12 protein-coding genes, 1 tRNA gene and 2 pseudogenes are annotated in these 16,078 nt (G+C 57.5%); 7 read left to right on the top strand and 8 right to left on the bottom strand.

The features are described 5' to 3' along the window. Nucleotides 1-851 precede the first annotated feature (851 nt). Complete coding sequence (locus tag ACJY2L_RS19500) at nucleotides 852-1,823, bottom strand: XdhC family protein (protein WP_439213778.1); 972 nt, start codon at nucleotides 1,821-1,823, stop codon at nucleotides 852-854. Then, nucleotides 1,823-2,398, bottom strand: coding sequence for a nucleotidyltransferase family protein (locus ACJY2L_RS19495; protein WP_439213777.1), 576 nt, complete (start codon nucleotides 2,396-2,398; stop codon nucleotides 1,823-1,825). The genes ACJY2L_RS19500 and ACJY2L_RS19495 overlap by 1 nt, the downstream gene beginning before the upstream one ends. A gap of 233 nt (nucleotides 2,399-2,631) precedes the next feature. Here ACJY2L_RS19495 and acuI point away from each other — a divergent pair, with 233 nt between their 5' ends. Both acuI and ACJY2L_RS19485 read left to right on the top strand, forming a co-directional pair. Next, entirely contained in the window at nucleotides 2,632-3,615 is a 984-nt protein-coding gene (gene acuI, locus ACJY2L_RS19490) for an acrylyl-CoA reductase (NADPH) (protein ID WP_439213776.1), read from the top strand. A 196-nt stretch (nucleotides 3,616-3,811) separates the two neighbouring features. Further along, entirely contained in the window at nucleotides 3,812-4,342 is a 531-nt protein-coding gene (locus tag ACJY2L_RS19485) for a hypothetical protein (protein ID WP_439213775.1), read from the top strand. On the opposite strand, the gene ACJY2L_RS19480 is transcribed toward ACJY2L_RS19485, so the two are convergent. Beyond that, nucleotides 4,343-5,356, bottom strand: coding sequence for an ABC transporter substrate-binding protein (locus ACJY2L_RS19480; RefSeq protein WP_439213774.1), 1,014 nt, complete (start codon nucleotides 5,354-5,356; stop codon nucleotides 4,343-4,345). A 199-nt stretch (nucleotides 5,357-5,555) separates the two neighbouring features. Between ACJY2L_RS19480 and ACJY2L_RS19475 the strand changes: the two are divergent. Together ACJY2L_RS19475 and ACJY2L_RS19470 are read left to right on the top strand one after the other, a co-directional pair. Then, nucleotides 5,556-5,840: pseudogene (locus tag ACJY2L_RS19475) on the top strand (LysR family transcriptional regulator); the annotation flags it as partial. Next, a pseudogene (locus ACJY2L_RS19470) lies at nucleotides 5,828-5,977 on the top strand (SRPBCC domain-containing protein); the annotation flags it as partial. The pseudogenes ACJY2L_RS19475 and ACJY2L_RS19470, both read left to right, overlap by 13 nt. Nucleotides 5,978-6,229: 252 nt before the next feature. On the opposite strand, the gene ACJY2L_RS19465 reads toward ACJY2L_RS19470, so the two are convergent. Next, nucleotides 6,230-6,305 (bottom strand) — tRNA-Phe (locus tag ACJY2L_RS19465). Nucleotides 6,306-6,499: 194 nt separating this feature from the next. On the opposite strand from ACJY2L_RS19465, the gene ACJY2L_RS19460 reads away from it, so the two are divergent. Next, a complete protein-coding gene (locus tag ACJY2L_RS19460; RefSeq protein ID WP_439213773.1) occupies nucleotides 6,500-7,822 on the top strand; it encodes a methyl-accepting chemotaxis protein in 1,323 nt (440 codons plus the stop codon). 254 nt (nucleotides 7,823-8,076) lie between these two features. Continuing rightward, entirely contained in the window at nucleotides 8,077-9,039 is a 963-nt protein-coding gene (locus ACJY2L_RS19455; RefSeq protein ID WP_439213771.1) for an omptin family outer membrane protease, read from the top strand. A gap of 42 nt (nucleotides 9,040-9,081) precedes the next feature. On the opposite strand, the gene mrdA is transcribed toward ACJY2L_RS19455, so the two are convergent. Next, nucleotides 9,082-10,947 (bottom strand): penicillin-binding protein 2, encoded by a 1,866-nt coding sequence (gene mrdA / locus ACJY2L_RS19450; protein ID WP_439213770.1) that lies wholly within the window; start codon nucleotides 10,945-10,947, stop codon nucleotides 9,082-9,084. Between the two features lie 119 nt (nucleotides 10,948-11,066). Then, on the bottom strand, nucleotides 11,067-11,441 hold the full coding sequence (locus ACJY2L_RS19445) for a VOC family protein (protein WP_067433671.1): 375 nt from the start codon (nucleotides 11,439-11,441) through the stop codon (nucleotides 11,067-11,069). A gap of 330 nt (nucleotides 11,442-11,771) precedes the next feature. Between ACJY2L_RS19445 and ftnA the strand changes: the two genes are divergently transcribed. Next, nucleotides 11,772-12,284: a non-heme ferritin gene (gene ftnA, locus ACJY2L_RS19440; RefSeq protein WP_067433675.1), complete on the top strand. Its 513-nt coding sequence runs from the start codon at nucleotides 11,772-11,774 to the stop codon at nucleotides 12,282-12,284. A 62-nt stretch (nucleotides 12,285-12,346) separates the two neighbouring features. On the opposite strand, the gene ACJY2L_RS19435 is transcribed toward ftnA, so the two are convergent. Together ACJY2L_RS19435 and ACJY2L_RS19430 are read right to left on the bottom strand one after the other, a co-directional pair. After that, complete coding sequence (locus tag ACJY2L_RS19435; protein ID WP_439213768.1) at nucleotides 12,347-14,707, bottom strand: glycoside hydrolase family 31 protein; 2,361 nt, start codon at nucleotides 14,705-14,707, stop codon at nucleotides 12,347-12,349. Beyond that, nucleotides 14,704-16,023 (bottom strand): MFS transporter, encoded by a 1,320-nt coding sequence (locus tag ACJY2L_RS19430; protein WP_439213766.1) that lies wholly within the window; start codon nucleotides 16,021-16,023, stop codon nucleotides 14,704-14,706. Before ACJY2L_RS19430 ends, ACJY2L_RS19435 begins: the two co-directional genes overlap by 4 nt. Nucleotides 16,024-16,078: the final 55 nt, after the last annotated feature.

Here is a 16,078-nt window from a genome sequence, read left to right as displayed (position 1 = left end):
CAAAACACCAAAACACCAAAACACCAAAACACCAAAACACCAAAACACCAAAACATAAGGTCCTTAAAAGACACTTCAAAAGCACTTAAAAAGCACTTAAAAAGCACTTAAAAAGCACTTAAAAAGCACTTCAGATTGGGGATAAAAGCCGCGAGTTACTGCATTGTTATATCTGTCTTTCCTCCTCAAGTGCTTCCAAGTCAGGACTGGAATTGGAAAGATCTTCATATTGAAGTCTGGAATCTGGAGTCTGGAGTCTGGAGTCTGAAGTCTGAAGTCTGAAGTCTGAAGTCTGAAGTCTGAAGTCTGGAGTCTGGAGTCTGGAGTCTGGAGTCTGGGGTCTGGGGTCTGGGGTCTGGAGTTTGAAGCTTGAAGCTTCAAGTTTGAAGTTTGAAGTTTGAAGTTTGAACTTGGGTTTTAAACTTGGATTTAGATTTAGATTTAGATTTAGATTTAGATTTTATTTAAGACTTTGCTTTTAGTCTTTTGGGTTTTGACCTGGGTGTTGACCTTTAAGAGGCATCACAAACGCCGAGGGAAAAGTGTTTTCCAGGGCGAGCCGCAGGGATGCGGCGAGAGGGCGCGTTGAGCAGGAGCGAATCGCGCCTGGTCCGTCAGGAAAATGCTTTTGCTGAGGGAACCCGCCTTTGGCGGGCGGTTGTGTTTGCCGGATAGCCGGGGTGCAGGGGCGGGGCGACTGCCGCCCCTGCTCGGGCGGCCCGAAGGGCAGAACGAAATAGCCGTTGACCTTAAAGCCGCCTGCAAGGCAGAACCAGGCAGCCATTGACCTTAAAGCCGCCTGCAAGGCAAAAAGCCGCCCGCTTCCGGGCAACAAGAAAGCCCGCCTGCGCTCAGGCCCTCTCCCCCCCATTTTTGGCTTTAACGATATCTGCCATCACCGCCAGGGCAATCTCTGCGGGCGTCTTGCTGCCGATATCCATGCCAATCGGCGCATGAATGCGCGTCAAATCCGCGGCGCTAAGATCGCCGATTTGTGCCAGACGCTGGCGGCGATTGGCGCTGTTGCGCTGCGAACCCATCACGCCAAGGTAAAACGCAGGCGTGTGAACCGCCTCCATCATAGTAAGATCGTCCATGCGCGGATCGTGGGTCAGCGCCACCACCGCGGTGTTGGCGTGGCAGCTCTGCTCTTCCAGATAGCGGGCAGGGAAGCATTTTTCCAGCCGCACCGCAGCATCGAGCTGGCTGGCGAAGTTGGCTAAAAAATCAGGCCGGTTCTCGCAGACGATGGTTTCAAAACCCAACGCCACCGCAAAACTGGCGCAGTAAAGCGCCACCGTCGACAAACCGGCAACGATCAGTCGCGGCGGTGCGGCAATCGTCAGCGTGATGCGATCGCCCTGCTGCTCCACCACCGTGCTGCTGCGCCAGACAATCTCTTCCAGCCTTTCGCAGGCGTGCGGCAGCGTAATCACCTTTTGCAACGCCAGATGCCCAGCCAGCGCACGATGCAGCTGGGCCAGCCGCTGCGCGTTGTCATCACTGGGTTGCAGATGCTCAATCAGGATGTCCAGCACGCCGCCGCAGGGCAAGGTGCGATCCGGCGTCAGGCCGCCATCGCCATAGCGCACGCGCTGGCTTGGCTGCTGAAAATCGCCCTGCCGAATACGGCGGATAAAATCTTCTTCAATGCAGCCGCCGGAAAGCGAGCCGCAATAGTCGCCATCGGCGGTAATCACCATCATGGTGCCCGGCGGGCGCGGCGAGGAACCAAAGGTGCATAACACCGTGCAGAGCCAAACCGGCTGGCTCACCAGCCAGCGCTGTCCCTGATCGATCACCTGTAAATCTATATGCTGCATCAGGGTTTTCCTGTGGTGTTAAGCGGGAGATCGATATCGTCAACCACACCGCGATCGGTGCTGCTAATCAGTAACGGTGGATGTTCACGCAGCAGCGCTTTCGCGCCGCTGTCGCCAGCGAGCTGTAACAGGCTGTCGCGCAGCGGCGCGGCAAATCCCACCGGATGGCCCGGCAGGTGCTGCCAGACCATCCGCGCGGTCAGCCGCTGCGTCAGCGCCTGCGTGACCTGCTGATAGGCCACAACCGGCACGCCTGGCATATCGCCCGGCTGAATCAGCCAGCCCTGCCAGTTCAAACAGCGGCGCACCCCTTCCGCGATGGTGTCGCCCATGCCGCGTGAATCGATAGTGCACCAGCTCACGTTCGCCTGCATGCACAGCGCCTGAATGCCGCGATAGTCGGGCCGCGTAACCACCTGCACCGGCAGGCCAGACGCCACGGCATGGCGCAACACTGCGGCAAACAGCGGCTCGCCGCTGGCTAACGGCTGTTCCAGCTTAACGCCCTTGCCGCCCGCGGCCTGATAGCGTCGTCCAAACCCCGCCGCCGTGATGATTATCCCGCAGCTGTTCATGGTTATTCTGCCTGAGAAAGCTAAAAGCGTAGCCGAGGGTCGGCAAAGGCGAAATGCACGAAACCCGGTTTTTCTTGCCTGAACCTCGCGATCTGCACGCTTCTGCGCCGTTTGATCGCTTTTCTGCCCCACCCGCTTGATATGGCGCAGCAAAATGCGCGGCGGAATTTGCCGACCTCGCCATTTGGTCGCATCATAAAGGTTACTTTTGCCGATCCCTTACAGGAGCTTTTATGTTTCGTGCGCTGGTCATTAATGATAACGAGGCGGAAGGCTATCACTGCCGGTTACAGGACGTAGATGAGAGCCAGTTGCCGCCGGGCAACGTCACCGTGGATATCGATTACTCCACGCTTAACTACAAAGATGCGCTGGCGATCAGCGGTAAGGCGCCGATTATTCGCAGCTTTCCGATGGTGCCGGGCGTGGATTTTGCCGGCACGGTCAGCGCCAGCGACGATGCCACCTTTGCCCCCGGCGATAAGGTGATCCTGACCGGCTGGGGCGTCGGCGAGCGACACTGGGGCGGCCTGGCACAGCGCGCGCGCGTGGAAGCGGGCTGGCTGGTTAAACAGCCGGATAACCTCAGCGCCCGCCAGGCGATGATTATCGGCACCGCAGGCTTTACCGCCATGCTCTGCATCAATGCGCTGGAAAAACAAGGTATTACGCCCGCCAGCGGATCGATCGTGGTCAGCGGTGCCAGCGGCGGCGTCGGCGGCGTGGCGGTGAGCCTGCTCGCCCGGCTCGGTTATCAGGTCAGCGCCGTTACCGGCCGACCGCAGGAGCGCGACTATCTGCTGCAGCTTGGTGCGGCTGAGATCATCGATCGCAGCGAGCTGGATAAACCCGGCAAGCCGTTGCAGAAAGCGCGCTGGGCGGCAGCGATCGATACGGTTGGCAGCCACACGCTGGCTAACCTCTGCGCCAGCGTGATGCACGGCAGCGCGGTAGCCGCCTGCGGTAACGCGCAGGGCATGGATTTTCCAGCCAGCGTGGCGCCTTTTATTCTGCGCGGTATTACGCTCACCGGCGTCGACAGCGTTACCGTGCCGCAGGACCAGCGCCAGCACGTTTGGCAGCAACTCGCCGGGCTGGTGGATGATGCACTGCTGGAATCACTCAGCGATGAATGCACGCTGGACGAGGCGGTGGATCGCGCGCATCAGCTGATGGCGGGTGAAATCCGCGGTCGGCTGGTGGTGAAATGTCGCTGATTCCGCTCTGACCGTCCCCGGCGATCGCGCCTGATATCGCCGGGAACCTCACCACTTTCCCTGCTCTCTACTGTCTATCCGGCTTTTTTTGCCGTTACGCCCGTTTAATTGATAAAAAACCGCTTTTCGCCCGCTATGCTTACAGGCGACACACGCACGCCTTCTTCTGTTCACTGTACCCATAAAGGAAAAATCGATGAATATTGCCTGTTTAGGTTGGGGTTCGCTGATCTGGAAAACCGAAGCGCTGCCGGTTGAGGGAAGCTGGTTAACGGATGGCCCGCAGGTGCCGATTGAGTTTAGCCGGGTGAGCGACGGCGGCGAGCTGTCTACCGCTATCTGTCTGAACGGCGCGACCGTGCCGGTGCTCTGGGCACGGCTGGCAACCGATTCACTGCCCGCCGCCTGCGAAGCATTACGCCAGCGCGAACAGATTCCGGCGGAGCGCACCGACGGCGTTGGCCGCCTGGTGGTGGGTGAATCAGCAACCGGCCCGCTCAGCCAGTGGGCGCGGCAGAACCAGCTGGATGCGGTAATCTGGACCGCCCTGCCGCCACGTTTTGCGCTGCTCGAAGGCCGTATACCCAGCGTTGTGGAGGCGATCGCCTGGCTGGCTGGATTGCGTGGCGAACAGCAGCAGCACGCCAGGGACTATATCGAACAGGTGCCTGCGCAGATCGATACGCCCTACCGTCGCGCCATCAAACAGCAGCTTGGCTGGGGCTGATTAACCCGCCAGCGGCGGTTCAGCGTGCAGAATGCGTTCAGCCTGCTGCGCAGTGAGTGGATAATCAAAGAAGCGCCGATAAAAATCCTGCGTGATCTTCACCATATCGATGCCGACAAAACGCTGCGGATGCAGCTTCGCCGCGGCCCACTGGATCTGTAGCGCTGCTTCGGTGCCGTAGCGATCCCACGGAAATACCCCGGCCGGGTTTCGCCAGACGCGATGCTGTTTAACCGCGGGCAGGCTACTGAACAAGGCGGCATAATCCGACTGCTCTAGCGTGCCCGCGCTGGCATCAATAATAATCACCTCAGGCTGCCAGGCGATGACACTCTCCGGTGTCGTCTCTTTCATGTTGCCAGCAACCTGCGCGGCGGCATTGCGCCCGCCCGCCAGCCGAATCCAGGTGTCGATCAGCGTATCGCGACCATCGACCTTTAACGGATGCAGCGACTGAATGTGCAGCACGCGCGGCCGCTGCGCCTCGCTTAGATGGCGGGTTACCGCACCGATCGCGTTAACCTTCTCATCGAGATACGCATTCCAGGCCCGCGCGCGCTGGCGTGCCCGATCGGTGCCCACGACCTCAGCGGTGGTCAACAGATCGCGCTTCATCGACGGAAAATCGTTGAACTTCATCACCAGCGTCGGCAAACCGGCCCGGCGATACGCGGCGGCATCGTCATCCTCGGCGGGCACAAACACCACATCGACACGACGAGCCAGCAGCGCTTCGCTCTCAAACGTGCGGCCGCGCACCGCCAGCGCCTGCTGTAGCGACGGTTGAATGGCAAACATCCACGGCCGATCGGCGGCATGATTGACCGTGGCGACGATGCGGTCACCGGCGCCCAGCGTCATCAGCACGGAATGATGCGCATACCAGCCGTCGGCGATGGCGCGGGCCTGCGCAGGCACCTGAACCTGATTGCCCAGATCGTCAGTGACCGTTCGCGCCTGCGCGCCGCCAGCCATCAGCGCAGCCAGCAGCGGCAATAAAAGAGAAGGTTTCATCACGGTAAGCCTCGTCGGCAAAAAGGTAAACGGAGTGACGCGCAGTATGGCATTCGCTATGTATTTTTGTTTATAACGCTGTGCGGTTTGTCGATGGTAGCAAGGCGCGGCTTGCCGCTGGCGGTCGGCTAATGCGAGGATTGAGCCTGTGCCGCGATGCGGCAAACTTTTACCACTGAGCAGCCAGGCATCCCGGATCATGAAAACCCTTAACCAGCTCGATTTACACCTGCTGAAAGCGCTGGCGATGCTGCTTGATGAGCGCAACGTCACCCGCGCCGCGCAACGGCTCGGCGTTACTCAACCGGCGATGAGTGCCATGCTGAACCGCCTGCGCGACGCCTTTGGCGATCCGCTGTTTATCCGTGCGCAACGCGGCCTGGTGCCAACGCCGCGTGCGCTGGAACTGGTGTAACCGCTGCGGCAGATCATCAGCGATGTCAGCACGCTGCTGCAACCCGTACGCTTCGATCCGGCCAGCGCGTGCGCATCCTGACTCAGGAGACGCAGACAGGTAAACCGGCGGCTGAGCTGGCGCTGGCGAATCCGAACCCGATGATCAACGGTCATCAGGACTGGCTGAATGGTTTGGTCAGCGCCGCACGGGCCGCGAAGGTGTGAAAAGTGAGTCAATCGAACGGCGTTCGATGAGGAGTTCGGCTCCTGAAAAGCAAAAACCCGCCTTTTGGGCGGGTTCTTTAATAAGTGGTGCCCGAACTCGGACAAAAACGTCAGGAACGTTTTTGACGGGCGCTTCAGCGTCCGCCCGCAGGGCGAGCCACAGGGAGGTGGCGAGTCAATCGAACGGCGTTCGATGAGGAGTTCGGCTCCTGAAAAGCAAAAACCCGCCTTTTGGGCGGGTTCTTTAATAAGTGGTGCCCGAACTCGGAATCGAACCAAGGACACGGGGATTTTCAATCCCCTGCTCTACCGACTGAGCTATTCGGGCAACGGGGCGCATTAAACAATAACGGCAGAATGCCGTCAAATGCTTTTCATTGAAAAGCGAACCGACTGCGCTCTTTTGCATCAACGCCGTCGCAAATGAGTAAAAAAAGGTAACAGCCAAACGGCTTTTGCTGAATCCCTGACCGTTTCAGCCGATAACAGCGGGGACACCCACAAAAAAAATAAGGTCACCCCATGTTCAGTACCATTACATCAGGATTAATGTCGCGGATGGCCAGCCAGCCGCGTCGACACTCGTCCGCGACGCTCAGCTCGTTGAAAGGCTCCATTGCCATGATCGAGTTTAGCGAAGATGGCACCATTATCACCGCTAATCCGCTGTTTCTCGACAGCATGGGCTATGCACTGACGGAAATTGTTGGCCAGCATCACCGCATTTTTTGCCCGCCTGAAGAGGTCACTTCCGCCGGTTATGCTGCCTTCTGGCAACGACTACGCATGGGCGACAGCCTGAGCAGCAAATTTCTGCGCCTGGCAAAAAATGGCCGCCCGGTCTGGCTGGAAGCGCACTATGTGCCGGTAAAAGATCGCAGCGGCAAAGTATTTAAAATCGTTAAGCTGGCCACCGATATCACCTCGCATATTGTCGACGCACAGGAAAAGCGCGCCATCACCACGGCCATTGAACGTTCGATGGCGGTGATCTCTTTTAACCTGCAAGGCGAAGTGCTTAAAGCCAACGATAACTTCCTGAAAACCATGGGCTATCGCGAGGAAGAGGTTAGCGGCAAACATCACCGCATGTTCTGTGCCGAATCGGTCTATAACAGCGCAAAATACACTGAGTTCTGGAACAAGCTGAAGCGCGGCGAGTTTATTTCCGGGCAGTTTCCCCGCGTCAATAAACAGGGCCATACCGTATGGCTGCGCGCCACCTACAACCCGGTGTTTGACAGCAACGGCCAGCTTTATGAAGTAGTAAAATTTGCTACCGACGTCACCGCCCAGGTTGAGAAAAACCTGCTTGAACGGCAGGCGGCGTCGCAGGCGTATCAAACGGCGCTGGAAACCGATAAGAGCACCCGGTTGGGTGCCACGGTAATTGAAAACAGTGTGCAAACCATGCATGACCTGGCCGGTGAACTGCAGGGCATCTCGGGCGATATCTCCGATCTCAGCGAGCAGTCTGAACGCATCGCCTTTATCGTTGAGAGCATCCGCAGCATCGCTAATCAGACCAACCTGCTCGCACTCAACGCCGCCATTGAAGCCGCACGCGCGGGCGCACACGGTCGTAGCTTTGCGGTGGTGGCAAATGAAGTACGCACCCTGGCGGCGAACATCAATCACGCCACCAGCGAGATCGAAGGCATGATTCAGCAGAATCATACGCTGGCTGATAAGGCGCTGAAAGGCATTGAATCAAATCTTAAACGCGCCGATCAGGGCGTGGTGCTGGCAAAGGAAGCGGGCGGCGTGATTGCTGAAATCCGTGACAGCGCCTCCGAAGTGGTGCGCGCCATTGGCTCCGTCACCGAAGCGCTGAAGGCGAAATAACGAAGGGGTGCAGCAGTGTGCTGCACCGTATATTGATGAGCCGCCTCTTTATTAATGGCCTGCGAGCAGCAGGTCTTATTGATTATTTCAGCACACAATTTCATAAAAATTAAATCAAGAATCACCTCAAAAGCAATTAAATAGTTTATTAAACGTAAAATCAACATTGATTTATTTCCGCTGAAAATAAAAACAACCCCATGGTAATGTCATTACGCCGCACATGACCTCGGGTTAATTATAAGGAAATAATCATGAAAAAAACTTCAGCCTCTTTATTTAGCGTCACCTCTTGCCTGTTAACGCTGCCGTTACTTTTCTCGTCTCAGGTCAGCGCTCATTCATTAATGCAGGGAGATGTGCAAACCTCACTATCATTTGGTTTCCTCAGCGGAAAGGCCCATGAATATGTGTATAGTGACGATTATAAAGTCAGTGAGCTAACCTGGACGATTAAAAACGCGCCGATAGTGAATGCCGAATTTAATTACGATATCACCCCGCACTTTAGCCTTAATGCGCGTGGCTGGACCACCATCGTGGGCGGTAACGGATTCAATAACGACTGGGACTGGGAAGACGTCAACGATAAAAACTTTACCTCGCACTCGTGGGGCAAAGCCAATCTGAATTATGCCAATGAAATCGATCTCAGTGCACGTGCATGGATTTTACAAGGCGACCATTATCGGGCTGGCGTATTGGCGGGTTATCAAAAGAGCCGTTTTAGCTGGAACATGCACGGCGGAAAATATAATTACCGAGGTGATCTTGATGACGATGATAATTACATCTCCTTTCCTGAGCCACTCATTGGCGAGCAAGACAAAGATAAACTCAGCCTGGGTTATAAACAACGTTTCAGCGCGCCTTATATTGGTTTGACCGGTCTCTGGCGTAAAGATGATATTGAATTCGGTGGCCTGTTAAAATTCAGTTACTGGGTGCAGTCAAAAGCCAATGACCAACATTACTTAACCGGCGCCACCTTTCGTGAGAAAGGCAATGATGCCAACATGATTTCAGCGCGCCTCTATGCAGGCTACGACGTCACGCCACAAATTAAGCTGTTAACAGAAGCGAGCTATACCCGCTACTCCTTCACGCGTGCCGATACACAAATTTTCGACAAAGAAGGCGTTAAATATTATCCTGGCACCGGCGGAATGAGTAACCACAGCTGGATGGTGCAGGCGGGCTTGCAGTATCGCTTCTGAAGCGAGGATTCAGCCGCCGCTTATAGCTGCGGCGGCTGTGCTTTACGGCGTTGCCGTGGCGGGCTGTGGCGCAGGCAGGAAAATATGGTCGAGGATATTGCGCATCACCGGCGCGGCAGTCACGCCTTCGCTGCCGCCATTTTCCAGTATCAGCGCCACCGCCACCTGCGGATGATCGAACGGCGCAAACGCGGTGTAGAAAATATGGTCACGCAGCCGCACGGGGATCATCTTCGCGTTATAGGTCTGATCTTTGCGCAGGCTGAACACCTGCGAGGTGCCGCTTTTGGCCGCAATGCCGTACGGCGCGGTGTGAAAATATTTATAGCCGGTGCCGTTGGGCGCATTGGCCATGCCAAACATCGCGTGACGCACCAGCGACCAGTACGGCGAACTGGCGCTGCCAATCTGCGGCTGGCTCTGCGTTGGCTGCCAGGGCGTAATCTGCTTGCCACGCTGCGCCTGCGCCAGCAGATGCGGCTGCGTCACCCGGCCATTATTGATTAAGGTCACCATCGCCTTCACCATCTGAATCGGCGTGGCGATCCAGTAGCCCTGACCGATGCCGACCGAAATGGTATCGCCCTGATACCAGGCTTTTTTGTGCACCCGCTGCTTCCATTCGCGGCTCGGCAGCAGGCCGTTGTACTCTTCATGCAGATCAATGCCGGTGGCTTTGCCGTAGCCAAACTCGCTGAGCAGCTGATGAATGCGGTCGATGCCCATCATATAAGCGACCTGATAAAAGAAAGTATCGGCGGACTCTTCAATCGCTTTGGTGACGTCCAGCATGCCGTGGCCGCTATGCTTCCAGTCGCGGTAGCGCCGGTCGGTGCCGGGCAGCGTCCAGGTTGGCGCCCCGAAAAAGTGGCTCTGCGGCGTGATCACGCCGGTTAACAACGCCGACATCGCCATATAGGGTTTCACCGTTGAGGCCGGTGGATAAAGGCCCTGGGTCACGCGATTGATCAGCGGCAGGTTTTTATCCGCCAGCAGATGCTGATAATTTTTATAGCTGATGCCTTTCACAAAAGGATTGGGATCGTAGCTCGGGCTGGAGACCATCGCTAATACGCCGCCGTCGCGCGGATCTTCTACCAGCAGCGCGGCCCGCTGCCCGGCCAGCTGGCGTTCAATATACTGTTGCAGATGCAGATCGAGCGTCAGAGTGAGGTTTTTTCCGGCTACCGGCGGCACCTCTTTCAGCACGCGCACCACGCGGCCATGGTTATCCACCTCGACCTCCTGATAGCCCGGCTTGCCGTGCAACAGCGACTCGTAAAAGCCTTCAATGCCCTGCTTGCCGATGTTGTGATCGGCAGCGTAGCTTTCCGCGATGCCCGCCGCGCTGAGCCGCTTGTCATCGGCGTCGTTGATTTTTGAGACGTAGCCAACCACGTGTGCCAGCTCGGCGCCATAGGGATACTGCCGATCCTGATAGCTCTCCACCGCCACGCCGGTAAAGCGATACTGATTCACCGCGAACCGCGCCACCTGCTCATCACTGAGCTCGCTTTTCAGGATCACCGGCTTATAGCGGCTGCTCTGTTTCAGGTCATGTTTAAAGGTGTCGATCTCATCCGGCGTCAGGTTAATCAGCGGCGTCAGCGCCTGCAATGTGGCCGCCATATCGCTGACCTTATAAGGCGTGATCTGGATGTCGTACCAGGTGACGTTTTTCACCAGCGGAATGCCGTTGCGATCGTAAATCAGGCCGCGCGTCGGCGCGATGGGGATCATCTTGATGTCGTTTTGATTGGATCGGGTCTGATAATAGCCATGTTCATCAATCTGCAAACGGTAAAGATTGCAGGCGAGAATGGCAAAGCAGGCGATTACCAGCACCATCGCCACGCAGGCGCGACGGACAAACAGCCGCTCTTCGGCCTCAAAATTACGCAAATTCACAGAAAATTATCACACGCTTTGTCATCGTTAGCTGGCCGATGATAAAGCGTCGCAGGCACACCGCCAGCGATAAGATGCACGATTACGCGCTAAAGTGTGACATTTGTTAAGCGGCGCGTTTAGTCAAGATCCTCACCGACCATCATGCGGTGCCCGTCGGGCGTTACTACGCTGAACTCGCGCATGCCGTGCGGCTTATCCTCTGGCGGCTGCGGCAGAATGGCGCCGTTGCGGGCAAACTCAGCGTAAAGCGCAGCGGCATCGTCAACGTAGAGATAGGCAAAATAGCTGTGATCGCCAGTGGCGGAAGGCAGCATCGCGTCGGGCGAGTGGCCGAGCATAATGCGCACGGCACCGCGCGTCGCCAGCTGCCAGCCAGACGCCTCCGGCCAGGCGAGCGTAAAGCCCAGCACGTCACGGAAATACGCCGCGCTGCGCGACAGATCGGGAACGGCCAGCACAAAAGCACCCGCCAGCAGGGTTGAATCGGTCATCGGGCATGCTCCAGTATTAACGTGAGATAAGGGGATAAATGCGTGCTCCCGGTCGAGGTGGCAACCGGCAACTCGCGTGCGACTGAGCGGCATGACCGCACGCAAGCTGCTGTACAGGCTGCCATTGTCGCCGAGGCATCAGCAGAAAGCGTTATCCTTTGGCTGAAAGCGGAATGATAACTACTGCTATTCAATAATCGAATTAATTATCTTTAAAATCAACAAAATAAGCGAGCGCCTTTACCAAAAAAGAGTTCAGTTTTGCCCGGTATTGCTGCATACTTCGCCGCATCTGATGCTAAATTGATTAACCATTTTAAGGGTGACGGCATGTTAACTAACGAAATGACCGGCAAACTGAACGAGCAGTTAAACCTCGAATTTTACTCCGCTAATCTCTATCTGCAGATGAGCGCATGGTGTGCCGACAAAGGCCTGGAAGGCGCCGCGGCGTTTCTGAAAGAGCATTCGCGTGAAGAGATGGAACACATGCAGCGCCTGTTCGATTACCTCAGCGACACCGGCGCGATGCCGGTTATCGGCACCCTGAATGCCCCGCCGGTATCGTTTAATTCGCTCGCCGAACTGTTTGAGCAGACCTACGAACATGAAAAGCTGGTGACCAGCAAAATCAACGAGCTGGCACACGCGGCGATGATGTCACAGGATTACTCGACGTTTAACTTCCTGCAGTGGTACGTTTCCGAGCAGCACGAAGAAGAGAAGCTGTTCAAAACCGTGCTGGATAAACTGGCGATGGTCGGCTCTTCTGGCAAAGGCTTGTTCCTGATCGACAAAGATCTGGCGCGCATGAACGCCAACAGCCACGGCCCGTCAGCATAACGACCGGTTTATAGCATCGCAAAAGGGCGCCTTTCGGCGCCCTTTTTGTTGCGGCATTTTCGCTATGCCAGCGTGAAACGCCGACTTTCTTCGCCCTGCACACAGAGCGTACGCTGCTCGCCTGGCGGCAGCAGCAGTTCCAGTTCACGCCATGCCGGACGGTAATCGCCCTGCTGTTCAAAATGGATATCGATGCGCTCAGCATCGCAACGTATTGTCCAGCGCAGCCACAGCGCATGACCGTCGCGCCAGCCGTGGCTTTCACCATCATCCTCAAACAGCATGCCGCCGCTTTCGCCCGCCGATAACGGCCAGATCGCCAGCTGACGCGTGGTATCCGCTATCGAGGCATCACAGCCGTAAGCGTTGCCCAGCGGCAAGGCGGCACCGGCGCGCACCAGCAGCGGCAGACGCTCCAGCGGGGCTTCCAGCGTAATCTGCTGACCACCGGCAAACCACGCGCCGCTGTGCCAGTCATACCAGCCGTGCGGCTGTTCAGGCAGCCAGAGCGTGCGCTGACGTGCGCCCTGCTCCACTACGCTGGCCACCAGCAGATCGCGTCCCAGCAGAAACTCATCGTTCTCCTCAAAGGTGCGCGCATCATGCTCATGATCGAGGAAGGTCGGGCGCAGCATTGGCTCATCTTCGCTGCTCGCCAACCAGAGCAGCGTATAGAGATAAGGCATCAGCCGGTAGCGCAGCCGAATCGCTTCGCGCACCGCAGGCGTTGCCGCCGGATACATCCACGGCTCGTTGACCGTGGCGTCGTCGTTCCACGAGTGAATGGTAAAACGCGGGTGCATCACGCCATTCTGTACCCAACGGATAAACAGCTCGGCATCGGGTTTATCGCCGGAAAAGCCACCCACATCGTGACCGACGTTATACAGCCCCGACAGGCTCATGCCGATGCCCATACGCGTGTTGTAACGCAGCGTCTGCCAGTTGGTGCGGTTATCGCCGCTCCAGGTCTGCACATAGCGCTGCATACCGGCGCAGCCGGAGCGCGAGATCAAATAGGGCCGCTTCTCCGGCGCAAAGCGCTGCTGCGCTTCCATCGAGGCGCGCATCATCAGCAGCGGCATCACCGGGCGGATATGCTTGATGGCGATCTCATCACCAAAGCCGTGGCAGCGCGCCTCGCCGTCCCACACTTCATATTCGTTATTGTCGTTCCAGGTGGCGTCGATGCCCATTTCCAGCAGCTGGCTGGTAACGTTCTCCTGCCACCAGCGCACGGTGGCCGGATTGGTGAAATCGAGATGCGACCCTTCGTCATCCCAGAACACCGAGCGTTCCGGGCTGTCCTGCTCTGAATCGCGGATAAACAGCCCCTGCTCCGCCACCTGCTGATAGCGCGGATGATCCTGCAACAGACAGGGTTTGATATTGGCGGCCAGCTTCAGCCCGGCGTCATGAAAGGCCTGGCTCATCGCCTGCGGTTGCGGCACCTTGCTGTAGTTCCAGTTAAAAACGTAGCGCTTGTTGTTGATTGAGGTATACCCCGACGACAGCTGGAACGAATCGCAGGGGATTTGATGCTCGCGGCACAGTTCAATGAACTTCAGCAGCTGCTGCTGCGCATCGGGCGCATCGGTGTAATGCATGGTCGAGCCGCTGTAGCCCAGGCTCCACTTCGGCAGGAACAGCGTGCGGCCGGTCAGGCGCACAAACGCCTTGGTGACGTCGAGCACGCGCGGGCCGAGCAGCAACCAGTAGTCGAGATCGCCCGCTTCGGCGCGGTAACGGCGATAGGCGGGATGATAATTATCCAGCTCGTTGCCGAGATCAAACCAGCTGCTGCTCAGGTTGTCATAAAACAGGCCAAAGCTGGCGTTGCCGCGCTGGGTGATGGTGAACGGAATGTGCTTGTAGAGCGGATCGGTGCTGGCGGCGTTGTAGCCCATCGCATCGAGGTTGCGCATCTCAAAACGGCGGCCGCCGCGGTTGAGATCGCCGCTCTTCTCGCCGAGGCCATAAAAGCGCTGATCGGCCTGACGGCGCTGATAGTGCTCAACGCCGTTGCCCTGTGCGTCGAGCAGATAGGCGCCGGTATGCCGATCCTCCGCCAGCGGCTGCCAGTCGCTGCCATCGTGATATTCCCAGGCGAGCCACAGCGGCTGGTGCACGGTAACGCGCAGTCGGCCGCTGGTGAGTAGCAGTCGATCCTGCTGTTGCTCCAGCTGATAGCCGGGCGGCGTAAAGCCCGCCAGCGATTCACGGTCACGCCCCTGCCACGGCACATCATCTGCGGGCGCAATACTCCAGCTGCGCGGCAGAGCCAGCACGCCCTCGCGTTTAATCAGCACGCGCATCACGCCGTCGCCCAATACGTACAGGCGGAACAGATGACGTCCATCCACCTTCAGTTCGATAAAAGCGTCGGTTTGCTGCGCCAGTTGCCACTGTTTTAAGGTTTTCATTGTGTCTTTCCTGAATCTTTAGCAGAGCGGCGATCGGCAATCCAGATCACCAGAAAAATGGCGCCGATAAGGTCAAAGAACCCCATTGCGATAAACAGTGGGTTGAAGCCCACGGTGTCGGCGGTGACGCCGATAATCAGCGAAAAGATAAAGCTGGCGATCCAGGCGCAGGAGCCGCGCATGCCGTTGACCGTGGCCATCTGGCCGCGATCGAACTTCTCCACCACCAGCGCGCTGAGCATGCAGGAGATGATCTGATGGCCGAAGCCGCCGAGGGAGATCAGCGCGATCGCCAGATAAGGGTCTTTCACCTGGGTCATCGCCGCCAGCGACAGCATCAGCACCGCACCGGTTACCGAGCTGGCCACCACCGAGTTGACGCGCGTACAGCCAAACCAGCGGGTATAGAGTTTGGTCAGATAACCGCTGGCGACGCTGCCGAGATCCGCCGCCAAAAACGGCAGCCAGGCGAACATCACGATCTGTTTCAGATCCATGCCGCGTTCGTTGGCGAGATAGAGCGGCACCCAAAAGCTCAGCACCGCCCAGGCGGGCTCGGCGAGAAACGCCGGTAACGCAATGCCGTAAAAGCGTTTGTCTTTGCCGATGATTTTCAGCGCCCGGAAAAACGGCAGCCGCACCGCCGGTGGCTCGTTATCCTGGCTGATAAAGGCGCGTTCTTCGTCGGAGAGGCGCGGATGGGTTTCCGGTGAATGGTAGAGAAAGGCCCACAGCGCCACCCACACCAGGCCAATCGCGCCGGAGAGCAGAAACGCGCCCTGCCAGCCAAAACTGATGTGCGCCACGTAGATAATCGGCGGGGCCAGCATGGCGCCCAGCGAGAAGCCGACGCCCGCCCAGCCAGCGGCAATCGGCCGCTCTTTTTTCGGGAACCAGTCGCCAATCGCCTTGGCGTTAGCCGGGGTGGCCGCCGCTTCCGATGCACCCATGAAGAAGCGCAGGATCGCCAGCTGCAGCCAGCTTCCGGCACCGGCATGCAGCAGGCACATCAGCGACCAGAAAATGGCACAGATCAGAAAGCCCATCTTTAAACCGATGACATCAATCAGCCAGCCGCACACCGGCTGAAACAGCGTATAGGCGAGCTGAAACGCCGCCACCACCCACGAATATTGCTCGGTGGTCATGTTCAGGCTGGTTTTCAGCTCCGGCGCCAGAATGCCGAGTGAATTACGGGTGATGTAGTTGACGGTAACGCCGAGCAAGAACAGCGCCAGCATCCACCAGCGCAGATTGCGAAAGATCCGCCGACTGGTCACCGCGGCGACCGGTTTAGTATTGCTATCCACGTGCATGTTTCTGCTCCACATGTTGCCCGGCAGCTGCCAGGTCGAAGGGGTTCATCTGTTC

This window comes from Duffyella sp. Ts4 (assembly GCF_051851875.1).
Taxonomy (GTDB): domain Bacteria; phylum Pseudomonadota; class Gammaproteobacteria; order Enterobacterales; family Enterobacteriaceae; genus Duffyella; species Duffyella gerundensis.
Note: the sequence above shows the minus strand (reverse complement) of the source record. Positions and strands in the feature narration are given on the sequence as shown.

What these genes read in the sequence shown, in the direction of transcription:
- ACJY2L_RS19485 (WP_439213775.1), top strand. Translation starts at nt 3,812, where the DNA reads ATGAATATTGCCTGTTTAGGTTGGGGTTCGCTGATCTGGAAAACCGAA.
- ACJY2L_RS19495 (WP_439213777.1), bottom strand. Translation starts at nt 2,398, where the DNA reads ATGAACAGCTGCGGGATAATCATCACGGCGGCGGGGTTTGGACGACGC.
- ACJY2L_RS19435 (WP_439213768.1), bottom strand. Translation starts at nt 14,707, where the DNA reads ATGAAAACCTTAAAACAGTGGCAACTGGCGCAGCAAACCGACGCTTTT.
- ACJY2L_RS19430 (WP_439213766.1), bottom strand. Translation starts at nt 16,023, where the DNA reads ATGCACGTGGATAGCAATACTAAACCGGTCGCCGCGGTGACCAGTCGG.
- ACJY2L_RS19445 (WP_067433671.1), bottom strand. Translation starts at nt 11,441, where the DNA reads ATGACCGATTCAACCCTGCTGGCGGGTGCTTTTGTGCTGGCCGTTCCC.
- ACJY2L_RS19500 (WP_439213778.1), bottom strand. Translation starts at nt 1,823, where the DNA reads ATGCAGCATATAGATTTACAGGTGATCGATCAGGGACAGCGCTGGCTG.
- ftnA (WP_067433675.1), top strand. Translation starts at nt 11,772, where the DNA reads ATGTTAACTAACGAAATGACCGGCAAACTGAACGAGCAGTTAAACCTC.
- ACJY2L_RS19455 (WP_439213771.1), top strand. Translation starts at nt 8,077, where the DNA reads ATGAAAAAAACTTCAGCCTCTTTATTTAGCGTCACCTCTTGCCTGTTA.
- acuI (WP_439213776.1), top strand. Translation starts at nt 2,632, where the DNA reads ATGTTTCGTGCGCTGGTCATTAATGATAACGAGGCGGAAGGCTATCAC.
- ACJY2L_RS19480 (WP_439213774.1), bottom strand. Translation starts at nt 5,356, where the DNA reads ATGAAACCTTCTCTTTTATTGCCGCTGCTGGCTGCGCTGATGGCTGGC.
- ACJY2L_RS19460 (WP_439213773.1), top strand. Translation starts at nt 6,500, where the DNA reads ATGTTCAGTACCATTACATCAGGATTAATGTCGCGGATGGCCAGCCAG.